The sequence below is a fragment of the Phytohabitans aurantiacus genome, from assembly GCF_027923225.1.
GTDB classification, from domain to species: Bacteria; Actinomycetota; Actinomycetes; order Mycobacteriales; family Micromonosporaceae; genus Phytohabitans; species Phytohabitans aurantiacus.
On the sequence record NZ_BSDI01000023.1, the window covers coordinates 53,381 to 77,596 of the forward strand.

Genomic DNA, 24,216 nt, shown 5'->3' on the forward strand with positions numbered 1-24,216 from the left:
CGCCTATAGTTCCGGCGGTGAACATGGAGACGGTCCAGCAGGCGTACTCGTCGAAGGCGGAGCTCTACATCGAGCTGTTCGGTACCAGCCAGCAGGTGCACGCCGACGACCTCGCCTTCATCGGGAAGCATCTGGCGAGCCGGCCCGGGACGGTACTCGATCTGGGGTGCGGGCCCGGCCAGATCACCGGTTACCTTCATTCGCTGGGCGTCGACGCGAAGGGGATCGACATGGTCCCCGAGTTCATCGCCTACGCGCGGGCGTCCCATCCGAGCGTGGAGTTCCGCCTCGGGTCGTTCGAAAGCCTTGACGTCGCCGACCACTCCGTGGCCGGCATCCTGGCGTGGGGTTCGCTGATCCACCTGCCGCCGCGGGACCTCGATGGCGTGCTCGCCGAGTTCCGGCGCGCGATGGCACCGGGCGGGGCGCTGGTGGCCGCCATCTTCGTGGGTGACGAGGTGGCCGCCTTCGACCACAAGGTGGTGACCGCCTATCGCTGGCCCGTCGAGGAGTTCTCCGAGCGACTCAGCCGAGCCGGTTTCACGGAGGTCGAACGCCTGCAACGGCCCAGCGAAGGCGGTCTTCGGCCGTTTGCCGCCATCGCGGCGGTCGCGGCGGATGGGTTCAGCGGAGCAGGCGAGCGAAGCGCCGCAACTCTTCGGTGAAGATTTCGGGCTGCTCGAAAGCCGCGAAGTGGCCGCCGCGATCGACCTTGTTGAAGTAGATCAGTTGGGACTTGTAGACGCGTTCGGCCCAGACTCTCGGCGTGGGCACGATTTCGCGGGGAAAGACCGTGAACCCGACCGGAACGGCGAACTCGTCGCCGGTGGCGGCGGCTCGCGCGTCTTCCCAGTAGATCCGCGCGGTGGAGGCGGCGGTGGCGGGGAGCCAGTACAGCATGATGTCGTCGAGCATCCGGTCCATGCCCAGGACCTGTTCGGGCCGGCCGCCGCTGTCGGTCCACTCGACGAACTTCTCCAGAATCCACGCCGCCTGGCCCGCGGGGGAGTCGGTCAGCCCGTAGCCCACCGTCTGGGGGCGGGTGGACTGCTGGTACACGAATCCGGCCCCGTCGTTGAAGAACCGCTGGAGCTTCGCTACCGCCTCCTGCTCCTCCGGCGTCGGCGGGTCGCCGACCGGCGGCTGGAACACGGGGAAGAAGTTGAGGTGGATTCCGGCGAGCCCGGCCGGTCCGAGCTTGGCGAGCTCGTGGGTCACGGAGCCGCCGAAGTCGCCACCCTGTGCGAGCCAGCGGCGGTAGCCGAGGCGGGTCATGAGCTGCGCCCAGGCTTTCGCGATGCGTTCGACGTTCCAGCCCGTCGTGGTCGGCTTGTCGGAGAACCCGAAGCCCGGCATGGACGGTACGACGACGTGGAACGCGTCAGCGGCGCTTCCGCCGAACGCCGTGGGGTCCGTCAACGGCTTGATGACGTCGAGGAACTCCACCACCGAACCCGGCCATCCGTGCGTCAACACCACCGGTATCGCGTTGCTGTGCCGGGAGCGTACGTGCAGGAAGTGGATTCCCAGCCCGTCGATCTGCGTGCGGAACTGCCCGAACCCGTTCAGTCGCGCTTCCAGCCGCCGCCAGTCGTACTTCGTGCGCCACCAGTCCAGCAGGCCGCGCATCCGGTCGAGCTGGACGCCCTGCGATCCATCTTGGACGGTCTCGCGCTCCGGCAGCCGGGTCGCCGCCAGGCGCCGCTGGAGGTCCCGCAGGCTGCTGTCCGGCACGGACAGCCGGAACGATGCCACCTCGGTCGTGGCCGCCGGAAGCTCGATACCGGATTCCACCAGTGCCGGCTCCGCCGATGCGGGTGATGCCGTGCCCATCGCCACTCCGAACGGTGCCGCGGCCGCCCCCACCGTAGCGGCTGTTCCCAGGACGCTGCGACGCGTCAGGCCACGCCTTGTCTCCTTACCCACGTTCCCGCCTTCCCCTTGTTGGGCTCCGCTGCCGGGTTTCGCTCTCGCGTGGCATCACGGTCGCAAACCGCCCGTCGGGGGCCAACGATTCGAGGGTGCTGGAATCCAGTTCAGCCAGGCACGGCAGAGCCGTGGGCGGTCTCCGGGCCACCGGCCGCGACCAACCCACTGGCCAGCGGTGTGCGCCGGTACAGCACGCGACGCCCGGATCGCCACGATGTCACCAGGCCGCTGCGGCGCAGCACCGACAGGTGGAAGCTGACCGACGGCATGCTCTGCCCGAGTTCGCGGGCCAGTTCGGTGGTCGACTTGGGCAACTCCAGTCGGCTCAGGATCGCCGCGCGGCTGTGCCCGAGCAGCGCGCCCAGCGCGTCGTCGCCAGCGGTGTCCTGGGAGGCGCCTCCCCACAGCGTGCCGATGCCGCGGCAGGCGTAGAGGAGGCTCGCGGGCCGATCGGGCGCCTTGTCGACCACGAGACCCGGCCAGGCGAACACGGACGGCATCAACAGCAGCCCGTCACCGGCCAGGTCGTGCTCCACGGAGTGCCGGGGCTTGTCGATCTGGAGTACCTCGTCGCGCACGCTGATCTCCGGGTGCAGGGTCGACAGCAGCGAGTCGACACCGCCGCCGGTCAGCCGGCCGGCCCGCCAGGCCAGGTCGTCCTCCAGTACCGAGCGGATCTCGCGCCAGTGGGGTTCGAGCGCCGCGGACCAGTACCGCCACAGCGTGTCGGCCAACCGCCGGGCTCCCGCCGCCCCCTCGGCGAGCAACTCCCGTGCGGGCGGCGGCACGGGCTCCGGCCCCCACACCGCTTCCACGTCGGCGCGTACCCGGTCCGCCGGCGTCTCGGCGACCAGCCGCAGCTGCGCGTCGATGCCGCCGGGGTCGCTGGCCGCCGCGAAGAGGAAGTCGGCCACGTACGCGCCCGCTGGCACCACGGCGGTCAGCAGCGCCATGTCGACGCCGCGCAGACCGTCGCGGGTGGCCTCCAGCCAGCCCTGGTGCAGCGAGGACACCCGTCGCGACGACAGCCGGTACAGGCTCTCGATCACCTCAGCGAGTGGCGAGAGCGCAAACCGCACCCTCGCCACATCGGCCACACCCATCCGCAGCCGGATCACGCCCCGATCCTACGTGCCGCGTCCGCCTTGATCATTTGACGTACGCTGATGGCCGATCGAGAGGGCACCGAGTGATCCTGTACTTCGTTCTGCTGGGCGCTGTGGTGCTCGGCACCATCGTGGGCCTCGTGCTGTACTTCAGGTGGCTCATCGCGCTGCCGCCCGGCCGCAGGACCGCGTTGCACCAGTTCGCTCCGGCGCCCATGTTCGTGGTGCTGTTCTGCGGAGTTGCCGGCATCATGCTCGGACTCGACATCGAGACCGATGGCATGGATCCGCTGACAGACCGCGAGATCCGTGCCGGCCGGCCGTGCGGCGCCACCGTGCTGTCCGTCTCGGATCCCAACAGATCCACCAGCAAGGGCGTCGACACTTTCGACTTCAAGCTGCGGGTGCGTCCCCTGGACGGTACGCCCTACGAGGTGGACTTCCGGGACGAGGTGAACGCGGTCGAGGCCGGTCGGATCGGCACGCCCGGGGCCGAATTCCGATGCGTCGCCGACCGGGACGAACCGTCTCGACTGCACGTGTTTTGGCTCGAGCCCGCCTCGACGAGCCCCACCGTCACCCCCACGTAGGCGATACCATCCGGGCGCGAGCATTTAAAGCTTTCAATCCTGGGAGGCGTGATGACCCTGCGGGCCCGGCGGCTGTTGGCACATCTGGGTGTTGCTCTTGCTCTAACTATTGCCGGTGCCGTGGTGGCACCGAGCGGGGCCGCTGCCGCGTCGAGCGCGCCCGTCATCACGTCGTTCTACTGTTTCCAGAGCTCGGGTTGGTACGGGTGCCTGCTGAGCTACTCGTCGCCGACGCCCGTGCAGATCCATTGGGACGGCCAGTACGGTCCGCTGCCCGCGTACGACAATCAGACCTCCATGTCCAACACGTGCGTGTTCGGCACCGAGTCCTGGGCGGGCGTGGCGGTTTCCAACGAGTACGGCACCGCTTACGCGTCCTGGAGTTCGCCCTGCTGGTGAGCGGTGGCTTGCGCGAGTACGGCCTCGGCTTTGGCTCTGAGTAGCGGCACGCACGCTGCGTCCGATGTGGACAGTAGAGTGTGGAGGTGAGCGGCGGCTCCCGGTGAGTCGCCGCCCGCCAGTAGCGCTTCCGCGAGCCGCATGTTCGCGAGAAACACCCCTCGGGGGTCGCCCACCTCGACCATGAGCCGGAGCGCCTCGCGCGCCTCCGCCATGGCGGCCGGCACGTCGCCGTTCGCGCACTGCAACCGGCTGTGGTGTACCAGCAGCCAGCCGACGCCGTGCGCGTTGCTGGCCGCGTCGGTCACCTCCAGCGCCCGCGCGTACGTCGCCTCGGCCAGGTCCAGCTTGCCGAGCGAGATCGCGCAGTCCAGGACGCGGACCAGCATGGCCCGGATGTCGTCGGGGTTCGACAGCTCGTTCGCGTGGCCCAGCGCCTCCTCCAGCAGCGGCAGCGCCTCCGCGGGCCGGTCCCGCAGGACCAGCGAGTCGGCGTGCGTGCGCAGCGCGAGCACGATGTCCTCCGGATCGCCGGTCATGTACGCGATCCGGGTCGCGTCCTCGGCGTACGTGTGCGCCGGCTGCCCCTGGAACATCCGGGCGAACGCGAGCCCGGTGAGGCTCTGCACGAGTTCGCTGTTCATTCCCAGGCGGCGGAACACCGCCACGGACTCCTCGAACTCCGCGGCGGCCTCGTCGAGGCGCAGCGAGAGCAGGACGTCCGCCCGGCTGCTCGCCTGCCGGCTGGCGACCCGCTCGTCCCCGGCCGCGCGGGCGGCGTCCCGGATGACGGCGCGGACGCGGACGATCTGCTCGTACCCGCCGCGGATCGACAGCGGCGGGATGATCATGTCGGCCAGCAGCGCCGCCTTGTCGTAACAGCCGAGCCGGCACGCCTGCGTGATGGCGTACAGGAGCTGGCTCCGCTCGGTGTGCAGCCACGCGCCCGGGTCGGCGGTGAGCTCGGCGACGTCGACGGGTCCGGCGGCGAGGCCCTCCGGCAGCGGGTCGGGCGGCAGCCCGTCCTTCCGGACCACCCGGAGGTGCACGCTGTGCGCCGCCAGCAGAAACGTGTCCAGCAGCCGCCGGTACGCGGTCCGGGTCGCCTCCTCGTCGTCGCGGCTGGCCAGTTCGCGGGCGAACAGCGCGACCAGGTCGTGCGGCCGGTACCGGAGCTGGCCGGTCAGGTCGACGCCGACCGGTTCCAGCAGTCCGGCGGTCATGAGCTGTTCGACGGCCCGTTCGCCGTCGCCGCCGTCGGTGAGGGCGCCGAGCGTCCAGGCGGCGAAGGACTCGGCCGGCAGCAGGCCCATCCGGCGCACCGCGAGCTGGATGGGCGCGGCCAGCCCGCCGTAGCTGACGGCCAGCTCCGATCGGACCGCCAGGTCGCCCACCGCCAGCTCGTCGAGGCGCCGGTGCTCGTCGTGCAGCCGATCCGCCAGCGTGCGCAGCTGGACGGTCGGCCGTGGCTGGAGCCGCGCGCCGATGATGCGCAGGGCGAGCGGGAGGCGGCCGCACAGGTCCACCAGCTCCTCGGCGACCGGCCGCTCGCCCGCGACGCGGCCGGGATCCAGGATCCGGCTCAGCAGCGAGACACCCTCCGCGACCGAGAACGGCTGCAGGCGGTGCCAATCGGCCGACGGCAGCTCTTCCAGCGACCGCCTGCTGGTGACCAGGACAGCCGAGCCGGCCGTGCCCGGTAGCAGCGGCACCACCTGCCTGGCGTCGGCGGCGTCGTCGAGCACGATCAGGATCCGGCGGTCGGCCACCCGCGCGCGGAACGTCGCCGCCCGCGCCTCCGTGGAGCGTGGCTGAGCGGCCGGGTGCAGCCCCAGCGCGTACAGCAGCTCGCTCAGGACCTCGGAAACGTCGCGCGGCGCCGGGCCGCCGCCGCCCAGGTTGACATGGAGCTGGCCGTCCGGGAACCGGTGCCGCACGCGGTGCGCGACGTGTACCGCCAGCGCGGACTTGCCCACGCCGGCCACTCCGCTCACCACGACGATCGGTACCGTGGCCCGCTCCTTGTCGCACGCCAGCGAGCGGGCGATCCTTGCCACCTCGACCGTCCGGCCGACGAAGTCCCCGATCGCCGGCGGCAGCTGGCAGAGCGCGGGCAGGCTTGGTGGCACGCCGTCGCGGGTGTCCTCGCCCGTCGCCTCGCCGAGCAGGATCGCCTGGTGGAGGCCGCGCAGCTCGGCTCCGGGTTCGACGCCGAGCTCGCCGCGCAGCAGCGCCGCGACGTCCCGGTAGACCTCCAGCGCCTCGGCCTGCCGCCCCGACCGGTAGAGCGCCTGCATCAGGTACGTGCGCAGCCCTTCCTGGAACGGGTACGTCGCGGAGAGCGCGCGCAGCTCCTCGGCCACGGCCCGGTGATGCCCGAGCTCCAACTCCAGCGCGAACCGGCGCTCGGCCGCCACCAGGCACCGCTCCTGCAGCCGCGGCACCTCGTCGCGATGCAGGGGCGCCGAATCCACGTCGAACAGGATCGGGCCGCGCCACAGCCGGGTCGCCGCCCGCAACGACTCCAGCGCGTCCGCCCGGTCGCCGCGGTCCAGCGCCGTCCGGGCGGTCTCCAGCCGTTCGTCGAACTCGTGCAGGTCACAGGAGCGTGGCGGCGTCTCGATGACGTACCCGCCGCTGCGACTGCGGATCTCGGCGTCGGCGCCGAGCAGCCGGCGCAGCCTCGCGACGTACGTCTGGAGGGCCGCTCGCGCGTCGGCGGGCGGGTCGTTGTCCCACAGCCGGTCGGCGAGGGTGCTCACCGGCACGACGCGGCCCGCGCGCAGCAACAGCGAAGCCAGGATGATGCGGATCTTCGTCGCGGAGATGGCGACGAGCACGCCGTCCCGCCGGACCTCCAGGTCCCCAAGAATTCGGAATTGGATGACAGCCGCCACTGGCCCCCCTTGGGCGGTAGTTGTCTTCGCGGTCCGGCTCCCACCTCGGACGACTCGCCACCATAGGAGTCTGCGCTTTCACAAACCTTTCACGCCCATTACGGAGCGTGAGCGTCCGGTCGCGTGCCTGGCCTGACCGCCGCCGCGCCGTAAGGGAACCGAAAGACATGATCAACCTCGCGCCGTCAGCGCCGCCAGTAGCGTGTGGCATGTGGGGCAGCGGATTCTCGTGGTCGACGACGACCCGACGGTCAGCGACGTCGTCTGCCGGTACCTGCGGCTGGCCGGCTTCGAGGTCGGCATGGTGGCCGACGGCGCCGCGGCGCTGGCGGTCGCCGACCGCGACGCGCCCGACCTGGTCGTGCTCGACCTCATGCTGCCGGGCATCGACGGCCTGGAGGTGTGCCGCCGGCTGCGCGCGCGGCCCCACCAGATCCCGATCGTGATGCTCACCGCCCTCGGCGACGAGGCGGATCGGGTACTCGGCCTGGAGCTCGGCGCCGACGACTACCTGGCCAAGCCGTTCTCACCGCGCGAGCTGGTGCTGCGCGTGCGGTCCGTGCTGCGGCGGGCCGGTGCCGAGCCCGCGCCGGCTGCCGCACCCATGCTGGTCGACGGCGACCTGGTGCTCGACACCGGTCGGCGGCTGGCCAGGCTCCGCGGCGTGGAGCTGACGTTGACGGTCCGGGAGTTCGACCTGCTCGCCTTCTTCATGCGCAACCCGTCACGGGCCTTCCGCCGCGCCGAACTGCTCGAACGCGTGTGGGGCTGGGACTTCGGCGACCAGTCCACCGTCACCGTCCACGTCCGGCGGCTGCGCGAGAAGCTCGAAGACGATCCGGCCACGCCGCGGCGCATCGTCACCGTGTGGGGCGTCGGCTACCGGTACGAGATGGCGACCTGAGGTGCGCGACCTGCTGCTGATCTTCCTGGCCGCGCTCGGCGGGGCGCTGGTCGTCGGTGTGCTCGGCGCCGCCACCCTGCGCGCCCTGCGCCGCGCCTCGATCCTCGCCCACATCTGCGTCCTCGTCGCCATCACCGTGGGCAGCGTCACCGCCGGCGTCGTCGTGATCGCCAAGGCGATGTTCCTGTCCCAGCACGACCTCCAGGTCGTGCTGGTCACCGTCTCCGCCGCCACCGCCGTCAGCCTGGCGGTGGGATGGTTCTTCGGCAGCCGGCTGGCCGCCGCCGCGGTCTGGGCCGATCAGGCCCGGGAGCGGGAACGGCAGATGGAGAAGGGCCGCCGCGACCTCGTGGCCTGGGTCTCTCACGACCTGCGCACCCCGCTGGCGGGCCTGCGCGCGATGGCCGAGGCGCTCGAAGACCGCGTGGTCGACGACCCGGCGACGGTGGCCGAGTACCACCGTCGCATCCGCGCCGAGACCGACCGGATGACCCGGCTCGTCGACGACCTCTTCGAGCTGTCCCGCATCAACGCGGGCGCCCTGCACCTGTCGCTGTCGGCGGTGCCGCTCGGCGACGTGGTCTCCGACGCGGTGGCGTCGGCGGCGCCCATCGCGCAGGCCCGGCGGATCCAGGTGGTCGCGGCCGGCTCCGACTGGCCCGTCGTCGCGGCCAGCGAGCGCGAACTGTCCAGAGTGGTCGGAAACCTGCTCGTCAACGCGGTCCGGTACACGCCTGAGGACGGCACCGTGCGGGTCCGGGCGGGCCGCGACCGTGACCGGGCCTGGCTGGAGGTGGCCGATACGTGCGGCGGTATCTCCGAGGCCGACCTGCCGCGCGTCTTCGACGTGGCGTTCCGCGGCGAGCGAGCGCGCACGCCGGGCGCCGCGGGTGACGCCGCCGTCGGCGGTCTCGGCCTCGCCATCGTGCGTGGCCTGGTCGAGGCCCACGGCGGGCAGGTCGCCGTGCAGAACATCAGCGGCGGCTGCCGCTTCGTCGTCCACCTCCCCGCCGCCTGACCCAGCCACTGCGAGGCGCCGCGGCTGGCGGCCGCGGCGCCTCGGTTGGGGATGTGATCAACGACTGGCGAGCCAGGCCCGCACCGCGCGCTGTCCGCGCGACTGCTCGCTCTCCACGGGCGTTTCCGGCGGTACCGGATCCGTGAACTCCTCCAGCAGCGGGACCAGGAAGAACCCGTCCGGCTTGGTCATCTCCTGCACCACCAGCGGGACGATGCCGTCACCGAGCCCGACGACCGCCTCGAACTCCGGACCGGTCGCGAAGTCGTACGTGCTCTGGCTCATCGCCAGCTCCTGCCGGCTCCAGGTCGCCTTCCAGGCCGCCAGCCGCTCGTCGAAGCCGGCCTTGAGGCCCGGATCCACCCGGCCCGCCTGATCGGCGATCCGGCCCAGCTCGTCGTCGGTGTACGACGGCACGGACACCTCCTCGGGCTCATCGACCTCGCCGCCGCGCGGCCGGAAGTGGGTGAGCACCGTCCCGTAGAGCGCACCCGTCAGCTGGTTCCGTCCGTGCGTGATGCGGAACGACTGGCCCAGCTTCGACTCCCACAGTCCAGTCTGCGGCATCGAGGTGGACTGGCGGCTGCCGTGGGTCATCTGGGCGCCGCCGCCGGTGCCCCAGCCGTCGATGACGGCGGTGTTGGCGGGCGCCACCGCGAACCCCTGCGCGGCGTACTGCTGCTGGAACGCGGCCAGCGGCGACTGCGGGTTGATCCACTGCCGTACCCCCATCGAGTACCCGATGCAGTTGTACTGCGGGGTCGGCTCGTCGGTGATCCAGACGTCGTTCCAGATGAGCCCCGGGAAGGCGCCGCTGAGCTGGGCCCATTCGCCCGGGTTCGGCCTGCGTGTCATTGCCGGCCCCCGATCAGGACTTGGTGACGGACCAGGTGTGGTCCGGGTTGAAGGTGGCGGTGAGCGAGGTGACGCCGGCGAACTGCAGCTCGACGGCGTTGCTGATCTCCTCCTCCAGCACCTGGCCCTGCTGGATGCTCACGTTCGCGGCGACGTAATACGTCGGGTCCGGCGTGAACTCGGCGGTGATGTTGGTCAGCGCCGGCAGCGCGAACGTGCCGGCGTTGGACATGCCGATGCCGACCGAGGCGACGCCGTTCGGCACCGAGGAGTCACAGGCGATGTAGAGCGTCCCGGGCGACGGGTTGGTCACCAGCGGGCCTTCGTTGTTGAACTCGAAGTACTCCTGCTCCGCGTTGTAGCTCAGGACGGCCTGGTCGCCGGCGTTGGCGGCGGTCGCCAGCCCCGTGGCGAACGGGTCCGCCAAGAACGACTGGCTCGCGTCGAAGACCACGCCGGGCGTCAGGTTCCCGGTCTCCGACCACATGAAGTTGTACTCCAGGTCCCACTTGAACTTGCACTGGCTGTGCGCGGCCGTGTACTTGGTGAACCACGCCAGCGAGACCAGCGCCGGGCTGTTCAGGTTGAGGATCGGGTTCTTCTGGAACGTGAAGATGTCCCAGTCCTCGTTCGACTCGTTCTTGACGGTCAGGTGGTAGGTCGTCATGTCCCCATCTCCGTTCTCGATCGCCGATCTGGCGTGCCCGAAGACAACCAGCCGGACCGCCTCGAACCCGCCGGTCCGCCGTGGCCGAGCCGACCCCGGAGCGTGACTGCCCCGTGATGCGTGCGTCACCGCGGCGTCACGGACAGCGAACGCGAGGATCTTCAGGATCGGAGGAACGTCACCGACGCGTCACTTAATCAACAAGATTTGGTGCGTACCGGGACAAGAGCGACCGCAGCCCGACGCCCGGCTCGATACCCAGGTCGCGGCGCACCAGGCGCTCGTACCGCCGGTACTGCCGCAGCGCCTCGTGCACGTTGCGCTGGCGCAGGTGCAGCTCGACCATGAGCTGCTGCGCGCTCTCCCGGAGCGGGTCGATCTCGGTGACCTGGAGCAGGTGCGGCAGGGCCTCGGCCGGCCGCCCGGCGGTGAGCAGCCGCTCGGCCACGGACTCGAACGCCTGTACGGTCAGCAGGCGGATCCGCTCCCGGGCGTCCTCCAGCCACTCCTCGTCCCAGCCGGGCAGCAACTCGCGGCCGCTGCCCCGGGGCGGCGGGAGCTCACCGGTGCCGGCGACGGTCCGGGTCGCCCAGTCGACCACCTGCTGCACGTCCACCGCGACCCGCTCGGAGATGGCCAGCGTCTCCCCGCCGACCAGGACGAACTCGTCGGCGACGCGCTGCAGCCGCCACAACGCGGTACGCAGATCCGAGCTGGCGCGCGACTGTGGCACGTCCGGCCAGAGCGCGCCGGAGACCTGTTGCCGGCTGGCGGCGGAGTGGATGGCCAGATAGGCGAGCACGCGAGCGGCGCTGCGGGGGAGCGGCGCTGTGTGCTCGCCGCGCCGGGCGCGGAACGGACCGAGCAGGTGCAACGACAACTGCGCGCCCAGCCCCGTCACCTCCCCCGACGTCTGCGCACAAAGGGTATTTATTAGGCGACAGTGAGTAAGCAAAACGCGTTGTCAATCCTCCGATCGACAGTCAGTCGGCCAGCAGCGCGTCTCGCATGCGTGCGGACAGCCAGTCCCGGAACTCTTCCTCGGTCCAGCCGCGGTTCAGCACCAGCATGTCGTAAAGGGCCGTGTCGTTGAAGATCCACATAACGTCGATCGCGCGCTCCACATCGGAGCCCTGGCGCAGCGGACCGAGCGAGCCGACCCGCTCGACGACCATCCGGGCACCCATGCGGCGGTTGCGTTGCGATGCCTCCCACACCTCGGCCGCCTCGGGCGCGTCGTCGGCGGCCCGCCGGACGACCTCGAAGATGCGGGCCGCGCGGTGGCTGATCAGGGTGCAGACCCCGGCGTAGGCGTCCAGCACGGCGGCGCCGGTGGTGGCCTCCAGGACCGGCCGGAACCAGGGGCGCTGCGCGACCGGTACCGGCTCGTCGTCGCCGGCCAGGGCCTCGTCCAGAACCTGCCGTAACAGCGCCGCCTTCGACCCGAACGCGGCGAACACGGTCGGGCGCGCGACGCCGGCGGCGACCGCCACGTCCGCCAGCGAGGTGCCGGCATATCCCCGCGCGACGAACAACTCGGCCGCCGCGCCGACGACCGCTTGACGGGTACGCCGCGCGCTCTCCTCGCGTACCGCGGACCGGTATCGCCGTGTCGGTTTCCCGTCCTTGACATCGCCCATGACATAGCCACACTATCAGTCTATTCACTAGACAGTGGCTATCGAAAAGCCCGCGTCTATCGAAAGGGGAGGCATGTACATGACAGGTGGGCAGGTTCGACGGCGGCGCCGGCGGTGGCTGGCGCCCGTCGCCGCGTTGGCGATGATCAGCGCGGCGGCCTGCGGATCGACACCGGCCGACCAGCCGGCCGCCACGGCCAGCACCGCGCCACGCTCGGACGGTGCGGCGGATCAGGCGAAGCGGGTCGACGCCTGCGCACTACTGACCGCCGAAGAGGTGACCGGGGTGATCGGAGCCAAGGGCGGCACCGACCCCGAGGCCCGCGACAACGGCAGTGGCGGCGGGTCCTGCGAGTGGGAGAACCCAGACACCTACCACTCGATCACGATCAGCATCGGCAGCCCGGGCACCGCGGCCAGCGGCGAACTCCCCGAGGACCCGTTCGTGAACGAGCCCGGCCCGGACGGCATCCGCTTCGGCTCCGGCGGCATGGCCAGGTTCACCGCGCAGGACCGTGCCTGCGACATCCAGGTCGTCACGAAGGGCACCGGCGACACCGACCGGTCCACCGCGATCCGGCTGATCGGCCTGGTCCGTGACCGGATTCGATGACGGAAGGCGTCCGATGAGGAGCGTCGTGGCCGTGACCCTGCTCGTACTGGGCGGCCTGTTGGGATGCGGCCGCTCCGGCGACGAACCCGCGGCGGCCCCTGCCCCCACGGAGGCGGCGGTGGTGGAGGAGGAGACCTCGGCACCGGCGGCACCGGCGCTTCCGGGCGCGTGCGCCTTGGTGACCAAGCCCGAGGCGGAGAAGCTGGCCGGTACGCCGCTGGACGATGCCGCACCCGTCCGTGAGACCTGCACCTACACCGGGCCGCCCACCGGGCCGACCGCTCAGGTGGAGGTGTACGTCGGGGACGGCGCGAAGAAGTACCTCGACATCGAGCGCGATCTCGGACACGAGTTGCGGCCGCTTTCCGGGGTCGGCGACGAGGCGTACGCCAGCATCGAGGCGGTGTTCGTCCTCAAAGGCGGCGTGTGGGCCACGGTCCGGCTGGTCCGCCTCAACGACCCGGCCGAGAACCGCAAGCCGCTGGAGAACATCGCCCGCGTCGTCGCCGGGCGGATGTGAGCGTGGTGCCCTTCCGTGTCCTTGCCGCCGCCTTGGTCGCGGTGCTCGGGCTGACCGCGTGCACGGGCGGCGGCGCGGCGAAGCCGGATTCGCCTTACGGCATCGCGCCCGCCCCGCGTGAGGGCGTGACACTGCATCCGGACGTGGTCCTTGTGGGCGGTGGCGGCCGCTCGGTGCGATCGGTGACCGATGGCGGACTGACCTGGCGGATCGACCCGAACGCCCGCAACGCCGACCAGCTCGTCCCGGGCAAGGTCATGTTTCTCACCAGCCGCGGCGTCGGGCGGGTGATCGACGCCCGCCGCGACGGCGACGACCTGGCGGTCACCATCGGCCCGGTGAGCCTCACCGAGGTGATAAGCGACGGCACGTTCAGCGCCGACCAACCCGTCTCGCTGCAAGAAGCCGCCGCGCACGATATCCCGGATCCATTCTGGTCACAGCCGGACACGTCACCGGCCACCACCAAACCCGCCGCGACGTTTGTCGTACCGGCCGGGCTCCGGGCAGGTGGCATGTCCGTGGAGGGCGTCTGCTGCTCCGACGGCGTCGGCGCCCGATTCACGTACGCCGGCAGCGGACTGCGCATGACGGGCGCGGTCACCTTCGTGATGCGGCAACCATCCGCACGATTCCATCTGGAGATCAGCGGCACCACGATCGAGCGCGCCGAGTTGGAAATCCGCGGTGCGGCCGGTCTACGGGTACAGGTCGACGCGGCCACCGAGACCGGTGCCAACGTCCACCCCGTCGTCTTCGTACCGGTAAACTGGAGCGTCCCCATTGGACAGATTCTCGGCATCCCGTTCTCGGTCACGGTCAAGCAGGCGATCGGCATCCGCACCGGATTCAGCGCCGCGAAGTCCACGATCAAAGCCAACGGCGAATACTCGCTTGGCGGCACCTTCGGCTTCGGCTACGCCAACGGCCGTTTCGGTCCACGCTGGCCCGGCGGGCTCCAGGAAACCAACAGCCTCGTCAAATCGATCGACGGCCTGTCGGTGGGCGCGAACGCTCTGATCATCGACTACGACGCCAAGTTCTACATCGGACTCGACGCGCTCGTCTTCACGGCTGGCCTGTACGCCAAACTCACCGCCACCGTCGGGCTCACCAAGGGCTCCAGCATCGGGTTCGGTGGCCTATCGGGCCTCGCGGCAGGGGAGGGCTGCCGGCGCGTCGACGTGACGATCAACGGCAGCTACGGCATCGGGTATACGGTGCCGGCGCTGGTCGTCGAGGTCATCAACTTCTTCCTGCGAATATTCAACGCCGATCCGATAGCGGCGGAAGGCGGCATCCCCAAACGCCCACCAATAGCAAACCTAATAACCCACCACCAAATCACCCCTAATCTCCCCGTCTGCGGCTAACCCACCCCCCGCCGCGCGTCCCCTGCTCGCGCGTCCCCTTCCGCCGATCAAGGGCGAATGCACGCGGTTGGATCTCTTTTCCGCGTGCGTTCGCCCTTGATCCATGCGATGTTCCTTGATCGAGGCCAGCCCATTCGGCTCGCTGCTCGGGAGGCGTGGGCGTTGCGCGCATCCGGCGCAGGATCCGTCCACATAGGCCCCAAGCGCGACCCCCACCGGCCGCTGGCCGCCGCCGACCCGCGGGCTGCCGCGGTCCTGCGGGCTGCCGCTGTCCCGCGGTCCCGCGGACCCGCCGGCCGGCGTGAACTGGCCGGCCGCCGTGGACCCCGCCGTCGGCCTGCCTGCCGCGCTGCCTGCCTCTAGGCCGGCCTGCCGGGCTCGCGCGGCAGGCGGGTGCGGCACGCCTGGGGCGGCCGGGCCACAGATCTTGGAGCGCGAGCGTCGCTCTGGCGACGGTGCAGCACCGAGATCTGGACGCCGACGCCCGCCACAGTCTCGGCCGCCCCCGCGCCATGACCGCAACGTCGGCGAAATGCGGGCCCGGAAGCGAAGTCGCACGCGCTCGGCTCCTCGATGGGTACCCCGCAGGAGCTCGCCGGCGGCCCCTCGCCGTCCGTGGGCGCCGACCTGGTGGCCCCGAGCATGCGGCGATCTTGCAGTTGTCATGGCCCAAAGCGGGTATTTCGCCGTGACAACTGCAAGATCGCCGCACCGGAGGTCGGCTTCGTGTCGACTTCACGCTCACCCGCGCGCATGGATGAGTGGCGGCGGTCTGGGTACTGGCCAAGGATGCGCGTCGTCACGCTCAACGTCTGGAACCGCGACGGGGTCTGGCCGGAACGGCGCGAGGTCCTCGCCGAGGGTCTGCGCCGGCTCGACCCCGATCTGGTCGCGCTGCAGGAGTCCGTGGTCGTCGACGGGTACGACCAGGTGGCCGACCTGCTCGGGACCGAGTACACGATCATCCACCAGGACGGCCGCACGCCGGACGGCGTGGGTGCCTCGATCGCCAGCCGGTGGCCCGTCACCGGCCTGCGTGAACGCGACCTGAGCGTGACCTCGCGCGTCGACCCGATCTGGATCGGCGGTGTCGCGGTGGCGGAGATCGAAGCGCCGGAGCCCGTCGGACCGCTCCTGCTCGTCCATCACAAACCGTCGTACCAGTACGGCTTCGAGCACGAGCGGGAACTGCAAGCCGTAGCCTCGGCGCGCTTCGTGGAGGAGCTGGTGCGGCCACGCCACCGGCATGTGGTGCTCGCCGGTGACTTCGACGCCGAACCGCACTCGGCCAGCGTCCGCTTCTGGACCGGCCGGCAATCGCTCGACGGCAGCAGCGTCTGCTACCGCGACGCCTGGGAGAGCGCGCACCCGGACGAGCGCGGCTACACCTTCGATCCCCGCAATCCGCTTGTCAACACCGGCGAGATGACCATGGAACTGGGCCGTCGCATCGACTACATCATGGTCCGCGGCGGCGTACACAAGCCCACACTCGCGATCGACCGCTGCGACCTGCTCTTCGCCGAGCCCGTCGGCGAGGTCTGGGCCAGCGACCACTTCGGCCTCGTAGCTGATCTCACGGTGCCGTAAGTTACGACGCGCCAGGCACCATTCGCGCTGATCTATTTGCGTGTGGTTACGATGAGTGGCGGCCACCGTTGGGCGACGGCTGAGCCGATTGCGATCGCAGGAGATTGGAGAGGCTACCGGGGGAGGTTCGGGTGAGGTTCCGGGTCCTGGGGTCGCTGGAGGCGTCCGCGCACGATCGTCCGGTGAGCCTGACTGGCCAGCGCCAGCGCCAGCTGCTCGCACTATTGCTGGTCAACGCCGACAAGGCGGTCTCGCTGGATGCCTTGATCGAGGCGGTGTGGGACGAGAATCCGCCGACCACCGCCAAGCGCCAGGTCCAGAACAGCATCTCCGCGCTCCGTCGACTGCTGGCCGAGGGGCCCGCGCAGCCCACGATCGAGACCGAGGGCAACGCGTACCGGCTGCGGCTTGCCGGCAGCGAGCTGGACGCCCGGCTCTTCCAGAGCCGGGTCGACGAGGCGCAGGAGCTGAACGCCGCCGGCCAGGCCGGCCAGGCCGCCGCCGAGCTGAGGGAGGCGTTGCGGCTGTGGCGCGGCCCGGCGCTCGCCGGCATGACCGGTCGGGTACTGGAAGCGGCCGCCGCCAGACTGGACGAGCAGCGGCGCGCCGCCATCGAGGAGTGCCTGGAGCTGGACCTGCGGCTCGGCCGCCACCTCGAAGTGATCGGAGAGCTGACCGAGCTGGTCGCCACGTATCCGCTGCGCGAGCGGCTGGTGGGGCAGCTCATGGTGGCGCTGCACCGGTCGGGCCGCCAGGCCGACGCGCTCCAGGTGTACCGCCGCCTGCGCGAGAGCCTTGTCGACGAGCTGGGCCTCGAACCCGGTGCGCAGCTGCGCGAGCTGCATACCGCCATCCTGAAAGACGAAAACAGCGTGGACGCGTTGGTGGCGACCGCGCCGCCAGCCGTGAGCGCTGGCGCGGCGGCGGTGCCCGCCCAGCTCCCCACCGACATCGCCGGCTTCACCGGGCGCGTGGACCACCTCAAGGAGCTGGACGAGCTGCTGCCCGACGACCCGCCCGGCGGCGTCACCGCCGCGGTGATCTCCGCGATCGCGGGCACCGCGGGCGTGGGTAAGACCGCGCTGGCCGTCCACTGGGGACAGCGGGTCCGGCACCGGTTCCCCGACGGCCAGCTGTACGTGAACCTGCGCGGCTTCCACCCCGCCGGCCGGGCCGTGAACCCGTCCGAGGCGCTGCAAGGGTTCCTGGAGGCTCTCGACGTGCCACCGGGGCGGATGCCGGTTGGTGTGGCGGCCCGCTCAGCGCTGTACCGCAGCCTGCTCGCCGACCGGCGGATGCTGGTGGTGCTCGACAACGCCCGCGACGCCGACCAGGTCCGGCCGCTGCTGCCCGGCAGCCGTGGCTGCCGGGTCGTGATCACGAGCCGCAACGTGCTGGCCGGTCTGGTCGCCGCCGAGGGTGCCCGGCCGGTGATGCTGGACCTGTTCGAACCGGCCGAGGCGCACCAGATGCTGGTACACCGGCTCGGTCGGGAGCGGGTCGTGGCCGAGCCGCGGGCCGCGGAGGAGATCATCAGCCACTGCGCGCGGCTTCCGCTCGCCCTGGCCGTGGCGGCCGCCCGCGCCGCCACCCAGCCCGGGTTCTCGTTGGCCACGCTCGCCGCCGAGCTGCACACGGCGGGCGGTGGCCTGGCCGCCTTCACCAGCCGCGATCCGGCCACCGATGTACGAGCGGTGTTCTCCTGGTCGTACGAGCAGCTCACCGAGCCCGCGCGGCGGTTGTTCCGGCTGCTCGGGCTGCACCCTGGCGCTGACATCTCCCTCGCGGCGGCCAGCAGCCTCGCCGCCGTACCGGACGCGCGGGCCCGCCCGCTGCTGGCCGAGCTGGCCGAGGCGCGCCTGATCACCGAGCATGCTCCGGGCCGGTACGCGTGCCACGACCTGCTGCGCGCGTACGCCACCGAGCTGACGCATACTTCGGACGGCGACGCGGATCGCCGCGCGGCCCTGCACCGCCTGCTCGACCACTACCTGCACGGCGCGTGCGCCGCCGACCGGTTGCTCGACCCGCACCGCGACCCGATCAGCGTGGCCCCGGCCGAGCCCGGCGTCACCATCGAGCCGCTCGCCGACCACGAGCACGCGATGAGCTGGTTCACGACCGAGGTTCCCGGCCTGGTCGCCGCCATCGACCGGGCGGCGCAGGAAGGGTTCGACGCGCACGCCTGGCGGCTGGCCTGGGCCACCGCGTACTTCATGGAAGGGCGCGGCTACTGGGAGCCCTGGGCCGCCGCCCACCAGACCGCCTTGGCGGCCGCGCGCCGGCTGGCCGACCGGAGCGGGCAGGCGCACGCCCATCGCAGTCTCGGCCGCGTCAACGTCCACCTGGACCGGGTCGACGAGGCGGAGGCCCACCTGCGCCAGGCCCAGCACCATTTCGGAGCGATCGACGACCTAGCCGGCCAGGCCCGGGTCCATCTCGACCTCTGCTGGATCCGCGCCCGGCAGGAGCAGCACCGGCAGGCACTCGAACACGCGCGCGCGTCGCTGGACCTGTTTCAGACCGCGGGCAACCGGTCCGGGCAGGCCCGCGCTCTGAACACCGTGGCCTGGGTGCGCAACTACGTCGGCGAGCACGAGCAGTCCCTGGTGGCCGGCGAGCAGGCCCTCGCCCTGCACCAGGAGATCGGCGACCGGCACGGCGAGGCCGACACCTGGGACACGCTCGGCCACGCCCACCACCACCTCGGCCACCGCCGGGAGAGCGTCACCTGCTACCTGCGGGCGGTGAAGCTGTACCGGGATCTCGGCCACCGGTGGCGCGAGGCCGACACCCTCACCCGTCTCGGCGACGCCCATCACGCCGTCGGCGCCCCGAAGGCGGCTCACGACGCCTGGCGGCGCGCGGTCGCCATCCTCGACGAGCTCGGCCATCCGGACGCCGACCCGGTGCGCGCCAAACTCAGATCACGCTGATCCATTGCTACCCTGCACCATCATGATTACTGAATACGTCCGTGACGCGGCGGCGACAGCGGTCGTATTCGGGTTCTTCGCCTCCAGCTGGTTCGGCTGGGCGCAGGAGGCACCGCCGAAGAGCTGGCGCACCCCGCTCGGCATCGGCTCGGTCATCGCCCTGCTGACGGCGGTCGCCGGCGGACTCCTGGCGTGGCGGCACTGGTCGGATGGGACGGTGTTCGATGACGACACCGGCCGCTCCTTCGGCATCGTGGTCGGTATCGAGTTCGTCGCAGCCGCGGCCGGCGCGGGCCTGCTCGCCCTGCGCCGCCGCGCCGAGTTCATCTCCGCCTGGATCGCCTTTGTCGTGGGCGTACACCTGTTTCCGGTGGCGGTGATCCTCGAGTACCCCCTGATCCACGTGGTGGCCGCGCTGGTCACCCTCGTGGCGATCGCCGCGATCCCGGTCGCGCGGGCACGCTCGATACCGGTCAGCGCCGCCACCGGCCTCGGCACCGGCTCCGTGCTGCTGGTCGCGGCACTGGCGTCATTGGTCGCGGCACTGACCGGTTACTGAGGACACTCAGCAGGTGACGACGGCGTCGCCCCAGTCGGCGTGGTCGTACGAGATGCCGTTGCGCCCGTCCGTGACGCGAAGCTCCAATGTGGCGTACCCGGTCGTGGTCACGGACAATGTGGACGGTCCCGCGCTGGACGTCTTGACGTCGCTGTACCCGAGCAACCTCCCGTCGCCGTACACCTGGAACCGCACGCTTCCGGTGGTGGTCACCTCGTCGTCGACGCCGACCTGCGCGGTGAACCGCGAACACGCGCGCCCCAGCCAGATGTGAACAGCCGAGTCCGCGTGCCCCCCGATGCCGCTCGCGTATACGGTGCCGTTGACGGTCAGCGGCCGCCCGTCGCCGGCGGCCTGCTCGCCGTTGGAGACGTTGCGCTCGACTGGACCCCAGCCGTTGCTCGACGCCAGCCACGTCATGGCGCCGGCCTGGTGGGTGCCGGCGGCCGGCGGCGGCAGTGCCGTGCCCGCCCGGCCGACCCGGAACATGACGGCGCCGTGCGCGGCCACGCTCGCCGAAATGGTGCCCGAGGTGCTGGAGGTGGCGCCGGTCCACAGGTTGCGCAGCGTGTACGACGACGAGCCGCCCAGGCCCAACTCGGCCGCGCTCGTGGTGACGGTGGCCGCCGACCCGCCCCTGTTGAACAGCACGACCGCGGCCGAGCCGTCGGACATCGGCTTCGTCCACACCTCGGTGTTGCCGAAGTCCCTGATCCGGCGCCCCTGCGAGCCGCCCCAGTCCTGGTTGACGGCGATCACCTCGGCGTTGCGGATGATGCCGAGCGTGGTGCTGGACACGGAACGGAGGTCGTTGCCCAGCAACAGCGGCGAGGCCAGCAGCGACCAGAGGCTGAAGTGTGCGGTGTACTCCGTGGTGGTCATCCCACCGTTGCCGACCTCCAGCATGTCGGGGTCGTTGTAGGCGCCCTGCCGTGCGAACGGCTCCAGACCGGCCTGCTGGTCGAGCAGGCTGAGCACGCTGTTCCAGTTGTCGCTGATGTCTCCGGTGGTGCGCCACAGGCTGCCACCCACGTCGGAGCCGAAGAGCCACGGGTTCTGCTGCCCCCAGTTGCAGATGCTGTAGACGATCGGGCGCCCGGTCGCCCGCAGCGCGTCGCCCATCGCCCGGTACCGGTCGGCGGCGGGCCGGCCCTGGTTGTTGCAGTTGTCGTACTTGAGGTAGTCGATCTGCCAGTCGGCGAACGTCTGCGCGTCGATCGTCTCGTGGTCGAGGCTGGCCGGAAGTCCCTGGCAGGTGGCCGTGCCGGCGGACGAGTAGATGCCGAGCTTGAGCCCGCGCGCGTGCACGTAGTCGGCCAGCGCCCTGATCCCGGACGCGAACCGGGTCGGATGGGGCTGCAGCCGGCCCTGGCCGTCGCGGGTGGACGCCATCCAGCAGTCGTCGATGTTGACGTACCGGTAGCCGAGGTCGTCGAGGTTGTTGGCGACGATGGCGTCGGCGACGCCGCGGATCAGGCTTTCGTTGATGTCGCACCCGAAGCGGTTCCAACTGTTCCAGCCCATGGGCGGCGCGGTGAGCTGGACGATCGGGGCCGCGGCTGCCGGCGCGGCGGTCACGAAGCCGGCGACCACCACGCCGGGGACGGCCACAACGGCGGCGAGCAGGGACGCGGTGAGGCGGACACGACGACGCATGAGCGGCTCCTTCGCAGCGTGGTCTGCGCCCGGCTTCCCCGACATCATTCCATCGATGGCCGTGATTCGCCATCGGGGCCGGTCGGCTGGCAGGTGAAGGTGCCCGGCGGCGGGTGGGACCAGCCACGCTCTGCTTGACGCATACTCCGGTGGAGCCGTCTGAAACCCGGTGCTCCCGCTCTCATCTCGCGGCTCGGCCGGGCGCCCTTCACGAACAAGGACGGGGGGAACCCTTCCGAAATGCTACGTCTTGTGTGGGCTTGGCGGGGCGAAGTTGGCGGATCGGGTGGCGAGCACTGGCTACGTTCGGGCCGATGATCCGGCCAGTCCACTGAGGAGTAACGGATGTCTCAGCCACCGTCCCCCGTCGTCGCGTCGTTCGCGCCGCCGCCCAGGCCGCCGTCGGCCCGGCCCGAAGGCGTGTCGGCCCACCTGGGCTGGGAAGCGATCCTCCTGGTCGGCGTGCTGGCTACGGCGGTGCTGGTCGCGAGCAACGGCACGCTGTTCCAGGGTTCGATGCCGTGGTGGAGGATCGCGACCGTCGGGTTGCTGGCCACCGGGTTCGCGCTGTCGTTGCGCACCGCCACTCCCAATCTCGCCGTCGGCGCGATCGCGGTACTGGCGGGGGCGGTGTACGCCGAGATCGCCCAGGACGGCGGGTCCGGCGTGCTCGCCGGCGCGGTCGCGGTGGTCGTCGCGCTCGTCCTCGGGCTGGTCCTCGGGGCGATCGTCGGCCTCACCTCCGCACCGGCGTGGGCGGTGACGCTCGGCGGCATGGCGGTGGCGCAGTCGATCACGCTCGGGATGCTGGACGGGCTGAGCATCCCCGTCCCCAGGTCGACCGCCGGTACCGGGATGGCGGTCCTCTGGACCTTCGTGTTCCTCGCCGTGTCGATCGGTGGCGGCGTGCTGTGGCTGGTCCCCGGCGTCCGCAAGGTCCTCACCACGAACCGCACGCTCGACGACCCGGTGCGCTACCGCCAGACGAACCTGATCGGCGCGCTGGCCGGCCTCGGCGGCTCCAGCGCGCTCGCCGGCCTGAGCGGGGTGGTGGTCGTGACGTACCTCGGCGCCGCCAACCTCAACGGCGGCGAGAACCTGCCGTACGCGGTCGCCGCCGCCCTCCTCGGCGGGGTGAGCGCCTTCGGCGGCCGTGGCGGCATCGCCGGCACCGCGCTGGCCGTCACACTGCTGGTCTTCGCCAACTACGGCCTCGTACAGACCGAGGCTCCCGGCTGGGTGGTGTACTACCTGCCGGCGGCCCTGGCGATCCTGATCGGCGTGGTGGTGAGCCGCATGCTGGAGGCGCGCTCCGGCCCGTTCACGGCGACCCCGCCGCCCGCGGTGCCGGGACTGGCGCCGCCACCCGGCCCGGTGCGGTAGGCGCGGCGGTCAGTGCCCGAACGCGTCGGAGTCGGCGCCCGCGGCGTCGCCCTGGTCGAGCGCGGAGATCGCGGCCACCTCGCCGGTGGTCAGCGCGAAGTCGAAGACGTCGAGGTTCTGCCGGAGCCGGACCGGGTCGCTCGACTTCGGCACCGCCGTCAGGCCAAGCTCCATGTGCCAGCGCAGCACGATCTGGGCCGGCGTCCGGCCGTACCGCTCGGCCAGCTCGACTACGACCGGCTCGCGCAGCACGTCGTTGCTCTGGCCGCCGATCGGCGACCACGATTGGGTGACGATCCCGTGCTCAGCGTGGTAGGCCCGGGCAGACTCGCGGGTCACGGTCGGGCTGAGCTGGATCTGGTTGACGTCGGGCACGATGCCGGTCTCGGCGATGACGCGGTCGAGGTGGGCGGGCTTGAAGTTCGAGGTGCCGATCGCGCGTAGCCGGCCGTCTTCGAGCAGCCGGGCCAGGCCCCGCACGGCTTCCACGTACCGGTCGTGCCCCGGATTGGGCCAGTGGATGAGCAGCAGGTCGACATAGTCCAGGCCGAGCCGGTCGAGGCTACGCTCACACGCCTCGGCCGCCAGCTCGACCCCGTGCCACCGCTTGTTGAACTTGGTCGTGACGAACAGCTCCTCGCGCGGCACGCCCGATGCCTTGACTCCGCGCCCGACGCCGCGCTCGTTGCCATAGTTTTCCGCGGTGTCGACGAGCCGGTAACCCAACTCGATCGCGGCCGCCACCGTGGTCTCGGCGGCGGCGTCGTCCATGGGCCACGTGCCCAGCCCCAGCCGCGGCATCGCCGAGCCGTGCAACAGCGTCACCGTAGGCGCGATCGTCGACCTCATACCCCCATCCAACCCCGCCGCCCCCCGCCCCGCACGCATGACAGCCGTCACACCTGCCCGCGGGGGGCCAGGGCATCAAGGATCAGAATCCGAGCTACCGCGACGCCCGCCGCGCTCTATGCCGTTGCTCCCGCAGCCTTACCCTCCGCGATTCACGGTCAACCCCCGAGCAGCCTGGGCTCGGCGACCGCGGCCGAGGGGTGGGTGGATCGTGGGGACGCGGAGGGTGAGGCCGCGGGAGCAGCGGCATGGCCCGCGACGGCCGTCGCGGTAGCTCGGAATCCCCTAGATCCGCACCGCGCCGCACCGGCCGCGCCGCGCCGCACCGGCCGCGCCGCGCCGCACCGGCCGCGCCGCGCGCGGGCCCCGTCCGCGGCCGGGCTGTGCGCGGGCCTGTCCGCGGCCGCGCTGTTGTGCGAGCCCGTCTGCGGCCGGCTGTGTCCGCGCCGGTCCGCGGCCGGGCGTGTGCAGGCCCGTCCGCGGCCGCCGATCAAGGGCATCCGCATCGTTCAAGGGCAAAAGCACGCGGAAAGAGATCCAACCACGTGCATTCGCCCTTGATCGGCGCACCCGGCGTGGCGACACGCCGTGCCGCGCTCGCCGCGCGGCGCCCGCGCCTGGCTCGGAGATCAAACCACGTGCGTATGCCCTTGATCGGCGGCAGCAGCGGCCGCGCGCGACCGCCGCGGGTCGCGGTGCGGTCGCGCGGCGGTCGCGCGGGCTCATGGTGCC

Annotated in this window: 21 protein-coding genes; 12 read left to right on the forward strand and 9 right to left on the reverse strand. The window is 71.3% G+C overall.

The annotated features are described in order from the left end of the window. Window positions 1-17 precede the first annotated feature (17 nt). The gene (locus QMG73_RS23435) at window positions 18-665 is read left to right on the forward strand and encodes a class I SAM-dependent methyltransferase (protein WP_281899027.1); all 648 of its coding nucleotides are present in this window, start codon (window positions 18-20) and stop codon (window positions 663-665) included. Here QMG73_RS23435 and QMG73_RS23440 read toward each other — a convergent pair. After that, window positions 625-1,833: an epoxide hydrolase family protein gene (locus QMG73_RS23440; protein WP_281899029.1), complete on the reverse strand. Its 1,209-nt coding sequence runs from the start codon at window positions 1,831-1,833 to the stop codon at window positions 625-627. The genes QMG73_RS23435 and QMG73_RS23440 overlap by 41 nt on opposite strands. A gap of 203 nt (window positions 1,834-2,036) precedes the next feature. Then, on the reverse strand, window positions 2,037-3,047 hold the full coding sequence (locus QMG73_RS23445) for an ArsR/SmtB family transcription factor (protein WP_281899031.1): 1,011 nt from the start codon (window positions 3,045-3,047) through the stop codon (window positions 2,037-2,039). 71 nt (window positions 3,048-3,118) lie between these two features. Here QMG73_RS23445 and QMG73_RS23450 point away from each other — a divergent pair, with 71 nt between their 5' ends. Further along, window positions 3,119-3,625 (forward strand): hypothetical protein, encoded by a 507-nt coding sequence (locus tag QMG73_RS23450; protein ID WP_281899033.1) that lies wholly within the window; start codon window positions 3,119-3,121, stop codon window positions 3,623-3,625. A 123-nt stretch (window positions 3,626-3,748) separates the two neighbouring features. Continuing rightward, complete coding sequence (locus tag QMG73_RS23455; RefSeq protein ID WP_281899035.1) at window positions 3,749-4,024, forward strand: hypothetical protein; 276 nt, start codon at window positions 3,749-3,751, stop codon at window positions 4,022-4,024. On the opposite strand, the gene QMG73_RS23460 is transcribed toward QMG73_RS23455, so the two are convergent. After that, window positions 3,994-6,921, reverse strand: coding sequence for an AfsR/SARP family transcriptional regulator (locus QMG73_RS23460; protein ID WP_281899036.1), 2,928 nt, complete (start codon window positions 6,919-6,921; stop codon window positions 3,994-3,996). The genes QMG73_RS23455 and QMG73_RS23460 overlap by 31 nt on opposite strands. Window positions 6,922-7,132: 211 nt before the next feature. Between QMG73_RS23460 and QMG73_RS23465 the strand changes: the two genes are divergently transcribed. Continuing rightward, window positions 7,133-7,825, forward strand: a complete 693-nt coding sequence (locus QMG73_RS23465; RefSeq protein WP_281899037.1) for a response regulator transcription factor — start codon at window positions 7,133-7,135, stop codon at window positions 7,823-7,825. A 1-nt stretch (window position 7,826) separates the two neighbouring features. After that, window positions 7,827-8,843: a sensor histidine kinase gene (locus tag QMG73_RS23470; RefSeq protein WP_281899038.1), complete on the forward strand. Its 1,017-nt coding sequence runs from the start codon at window positions 7,827-7,829 to the stop codon at window positions 8,841-8,843. 57 nt (window positions 8,844-8,900) lie between these two features. On the opposite strand, the gene QMG73_RS23475 is transcribed toward QMG73_RS23470, so the two are convergent. From QMG73_RS23475 to QMG73_RS23490, 4 genes are all read right to left on the reverse strand, one after another. Further along, window positions 8,901-9,698 carry a DUF7689 domain-containing protein gene (locus QMG73_RS23475; protein WP_281899040.1) on the reverse strand — a complete coding sequence of 266 codons (798 nt, stop codon included), beginning with the start codon at window positions 9,696-9,698 and terminating at the stop codon, window positions 8,901-8,903. A 13-nt stretch (window positions 9,699-9,711) separates the two neighbouring features. Next, window positions 9,712-10,365 carry a hypothetical protein gene (locus tag QMG73_RS23480; RefSeq protein WP_281899041.1) on the reverse strand — a complete coding sequence of 218 codons (654 nt, stop codon included), beginning with the start codon at window positions 10,363-10,365 and terminating at the stop codon, window positions 9,712-9,714. A 193-nt stretch (window positions 10,366-10,558) separates the two neighbouring features. Further along, window positions 10,559-11,266: an AfsR/SARP family transcriptional regulator gene (locus QMG73_RS23485; protein ID WP_281899042.1), complete on the reverse strand. Its 708-nt coding sequence runs from the start codon at window positions 11,264-11,266 to the stop codon at window positions 10,559-10,561. Between the two features lie 82 nt (window positions 11,267-11,348). Next, entirely contained in the window at window positions 11,349-12,005 is a 657-nt protein-coding gene (locus QMG73_RS23490; protein ID WP_281899044.1) for a TetR/AcrR family transcriptional regulator, read from the reverse strand. Between the two features lie 79 nt (window positions 12,006-12,084). On the opposite strand from QMG73_RS23490, the gene QMG73_RS23495 reads away from it, so the two are divergent. From QMG73_RS23495 to QMG73_RS23520, 6 genes are all read left to right on the forward strand, one after another. Further along, a complete protein-coding gene (locus QMG73_RS23495) occupies window positions 12,085-12,618 on the forward strand; it encodes a DUF3558 family protein (RefSeq protein ID WP_281899045.1) in 534 nt (177 codons plus the stop codon). A gap of 13 nt (window positions 12,619-12,631) precedes the next feature. Further along, complete coding sequence (locus QMG73_RS23500; protein WP_281899047.1) at window positions 12,632-13,138, forward strand: hypothetical protein; 507 nt, start codon at window positions 12,632-12,634, stop codon at window positions 13,136-13,138. Window positions 13,139-13,140: 2 nt separating this feature from the next. After that, the gene (locus QMG73_RS23505) at window positions 13,141-14,511 is read left to right on the forward strand and encodes a hypothetical protein (RefSeq protein WP_281899049.1); all 1,371 of its coding nucleotides are present in this window, start codon (window positions 13,141-13,143) and stop codon (window positions 14,509-14,511) included. Window positions 14,512-15,300: 789 nt separating this feature from the next. Beyond that, window positions 15,301-16,101, forward strand: coding sequence for an endonuclease/exonuclease/phosphatase family protein (locus QMG73_RS23510; protein WP_281899051.1), 801 nt, complete (start codon window positions 15,301-15,303; stop codon window positions 16,099-16,101). 131 nt (window positions 16,102-16,232) lie between these two features. Beyond that, window positions 16,233-19,037 carry an AfsR/SARP family transcriptional regulator gene (locus QMG73_RS23515; protein WP_281899053.1) on the forward strand — a complete coding sequence of 935 codons (2,805 nt, stop codon included), beginning with the start codon at window positions 16,233-16,235 and terminating at the stop codon, window positions 19,035-19,037. 22 nt (window positions 19,038-19,059) lie between these two features. Next, window positions 19,060-19,596 carry a hypothetical protein gene (locus tag QMG73_RS23520; RefSeq protein ID WP_281899055.1) on the forward strand — a complete coding sequence of 179 codons (537 nt, stop codon included), beginning with the start codon at window positions 19,060-19,062 and terminating at the stop codon, window positions 19,594-19,596. Window positions 19,597-19,602: 6 nt separating this feature from the next. On the opposite strand, the gene QMG73_RS23525 is transcribed toward QMG73_RS23520, so the two are convergent. Continuing rightward, complete coding sequence (locus QMG73_RS23525) at window positions 19,603-21,252, reverse strand: NPCBM/NEW2 domain-containing protein (protein ID WP_281899057.1); 1,650 nt, start codon at window positions 21,250-21,252, stop codon at window positions 19,603-19,605. Between the two features lie 345 nt (window positions 21,253-21,597). On the opposite strand from QMG73_RS23525, the gene QMG73_RS23530 reads away from it, so the two are divergent. Continuing rightward, entirely contained in the window at window positions 21,598-22,635 is a 1,038-nt protein-coding gene (locus QMG73_RS23530) for an ABC transporter permease (protein WP_281899058.1), read from the forward strand. 9 nt (window positions 22,636-22,644) lie between these two features. On the opposite strand, the gene QMG73_RS23535 is transcribed toward QMG73_RS23530, so the two are convergent. Further along, a complete protein-coding gene (locus QMG73_RS23535; RefSeq protein WP_281899060.1) occupies window positions 22,645-23,484 on the reverse strand; it encodes an aldo/keto reductase in 840 nt (279 codons plus the stop codon). Window positions 23,485-24,216: the final 732 nt, after the last annotated feature.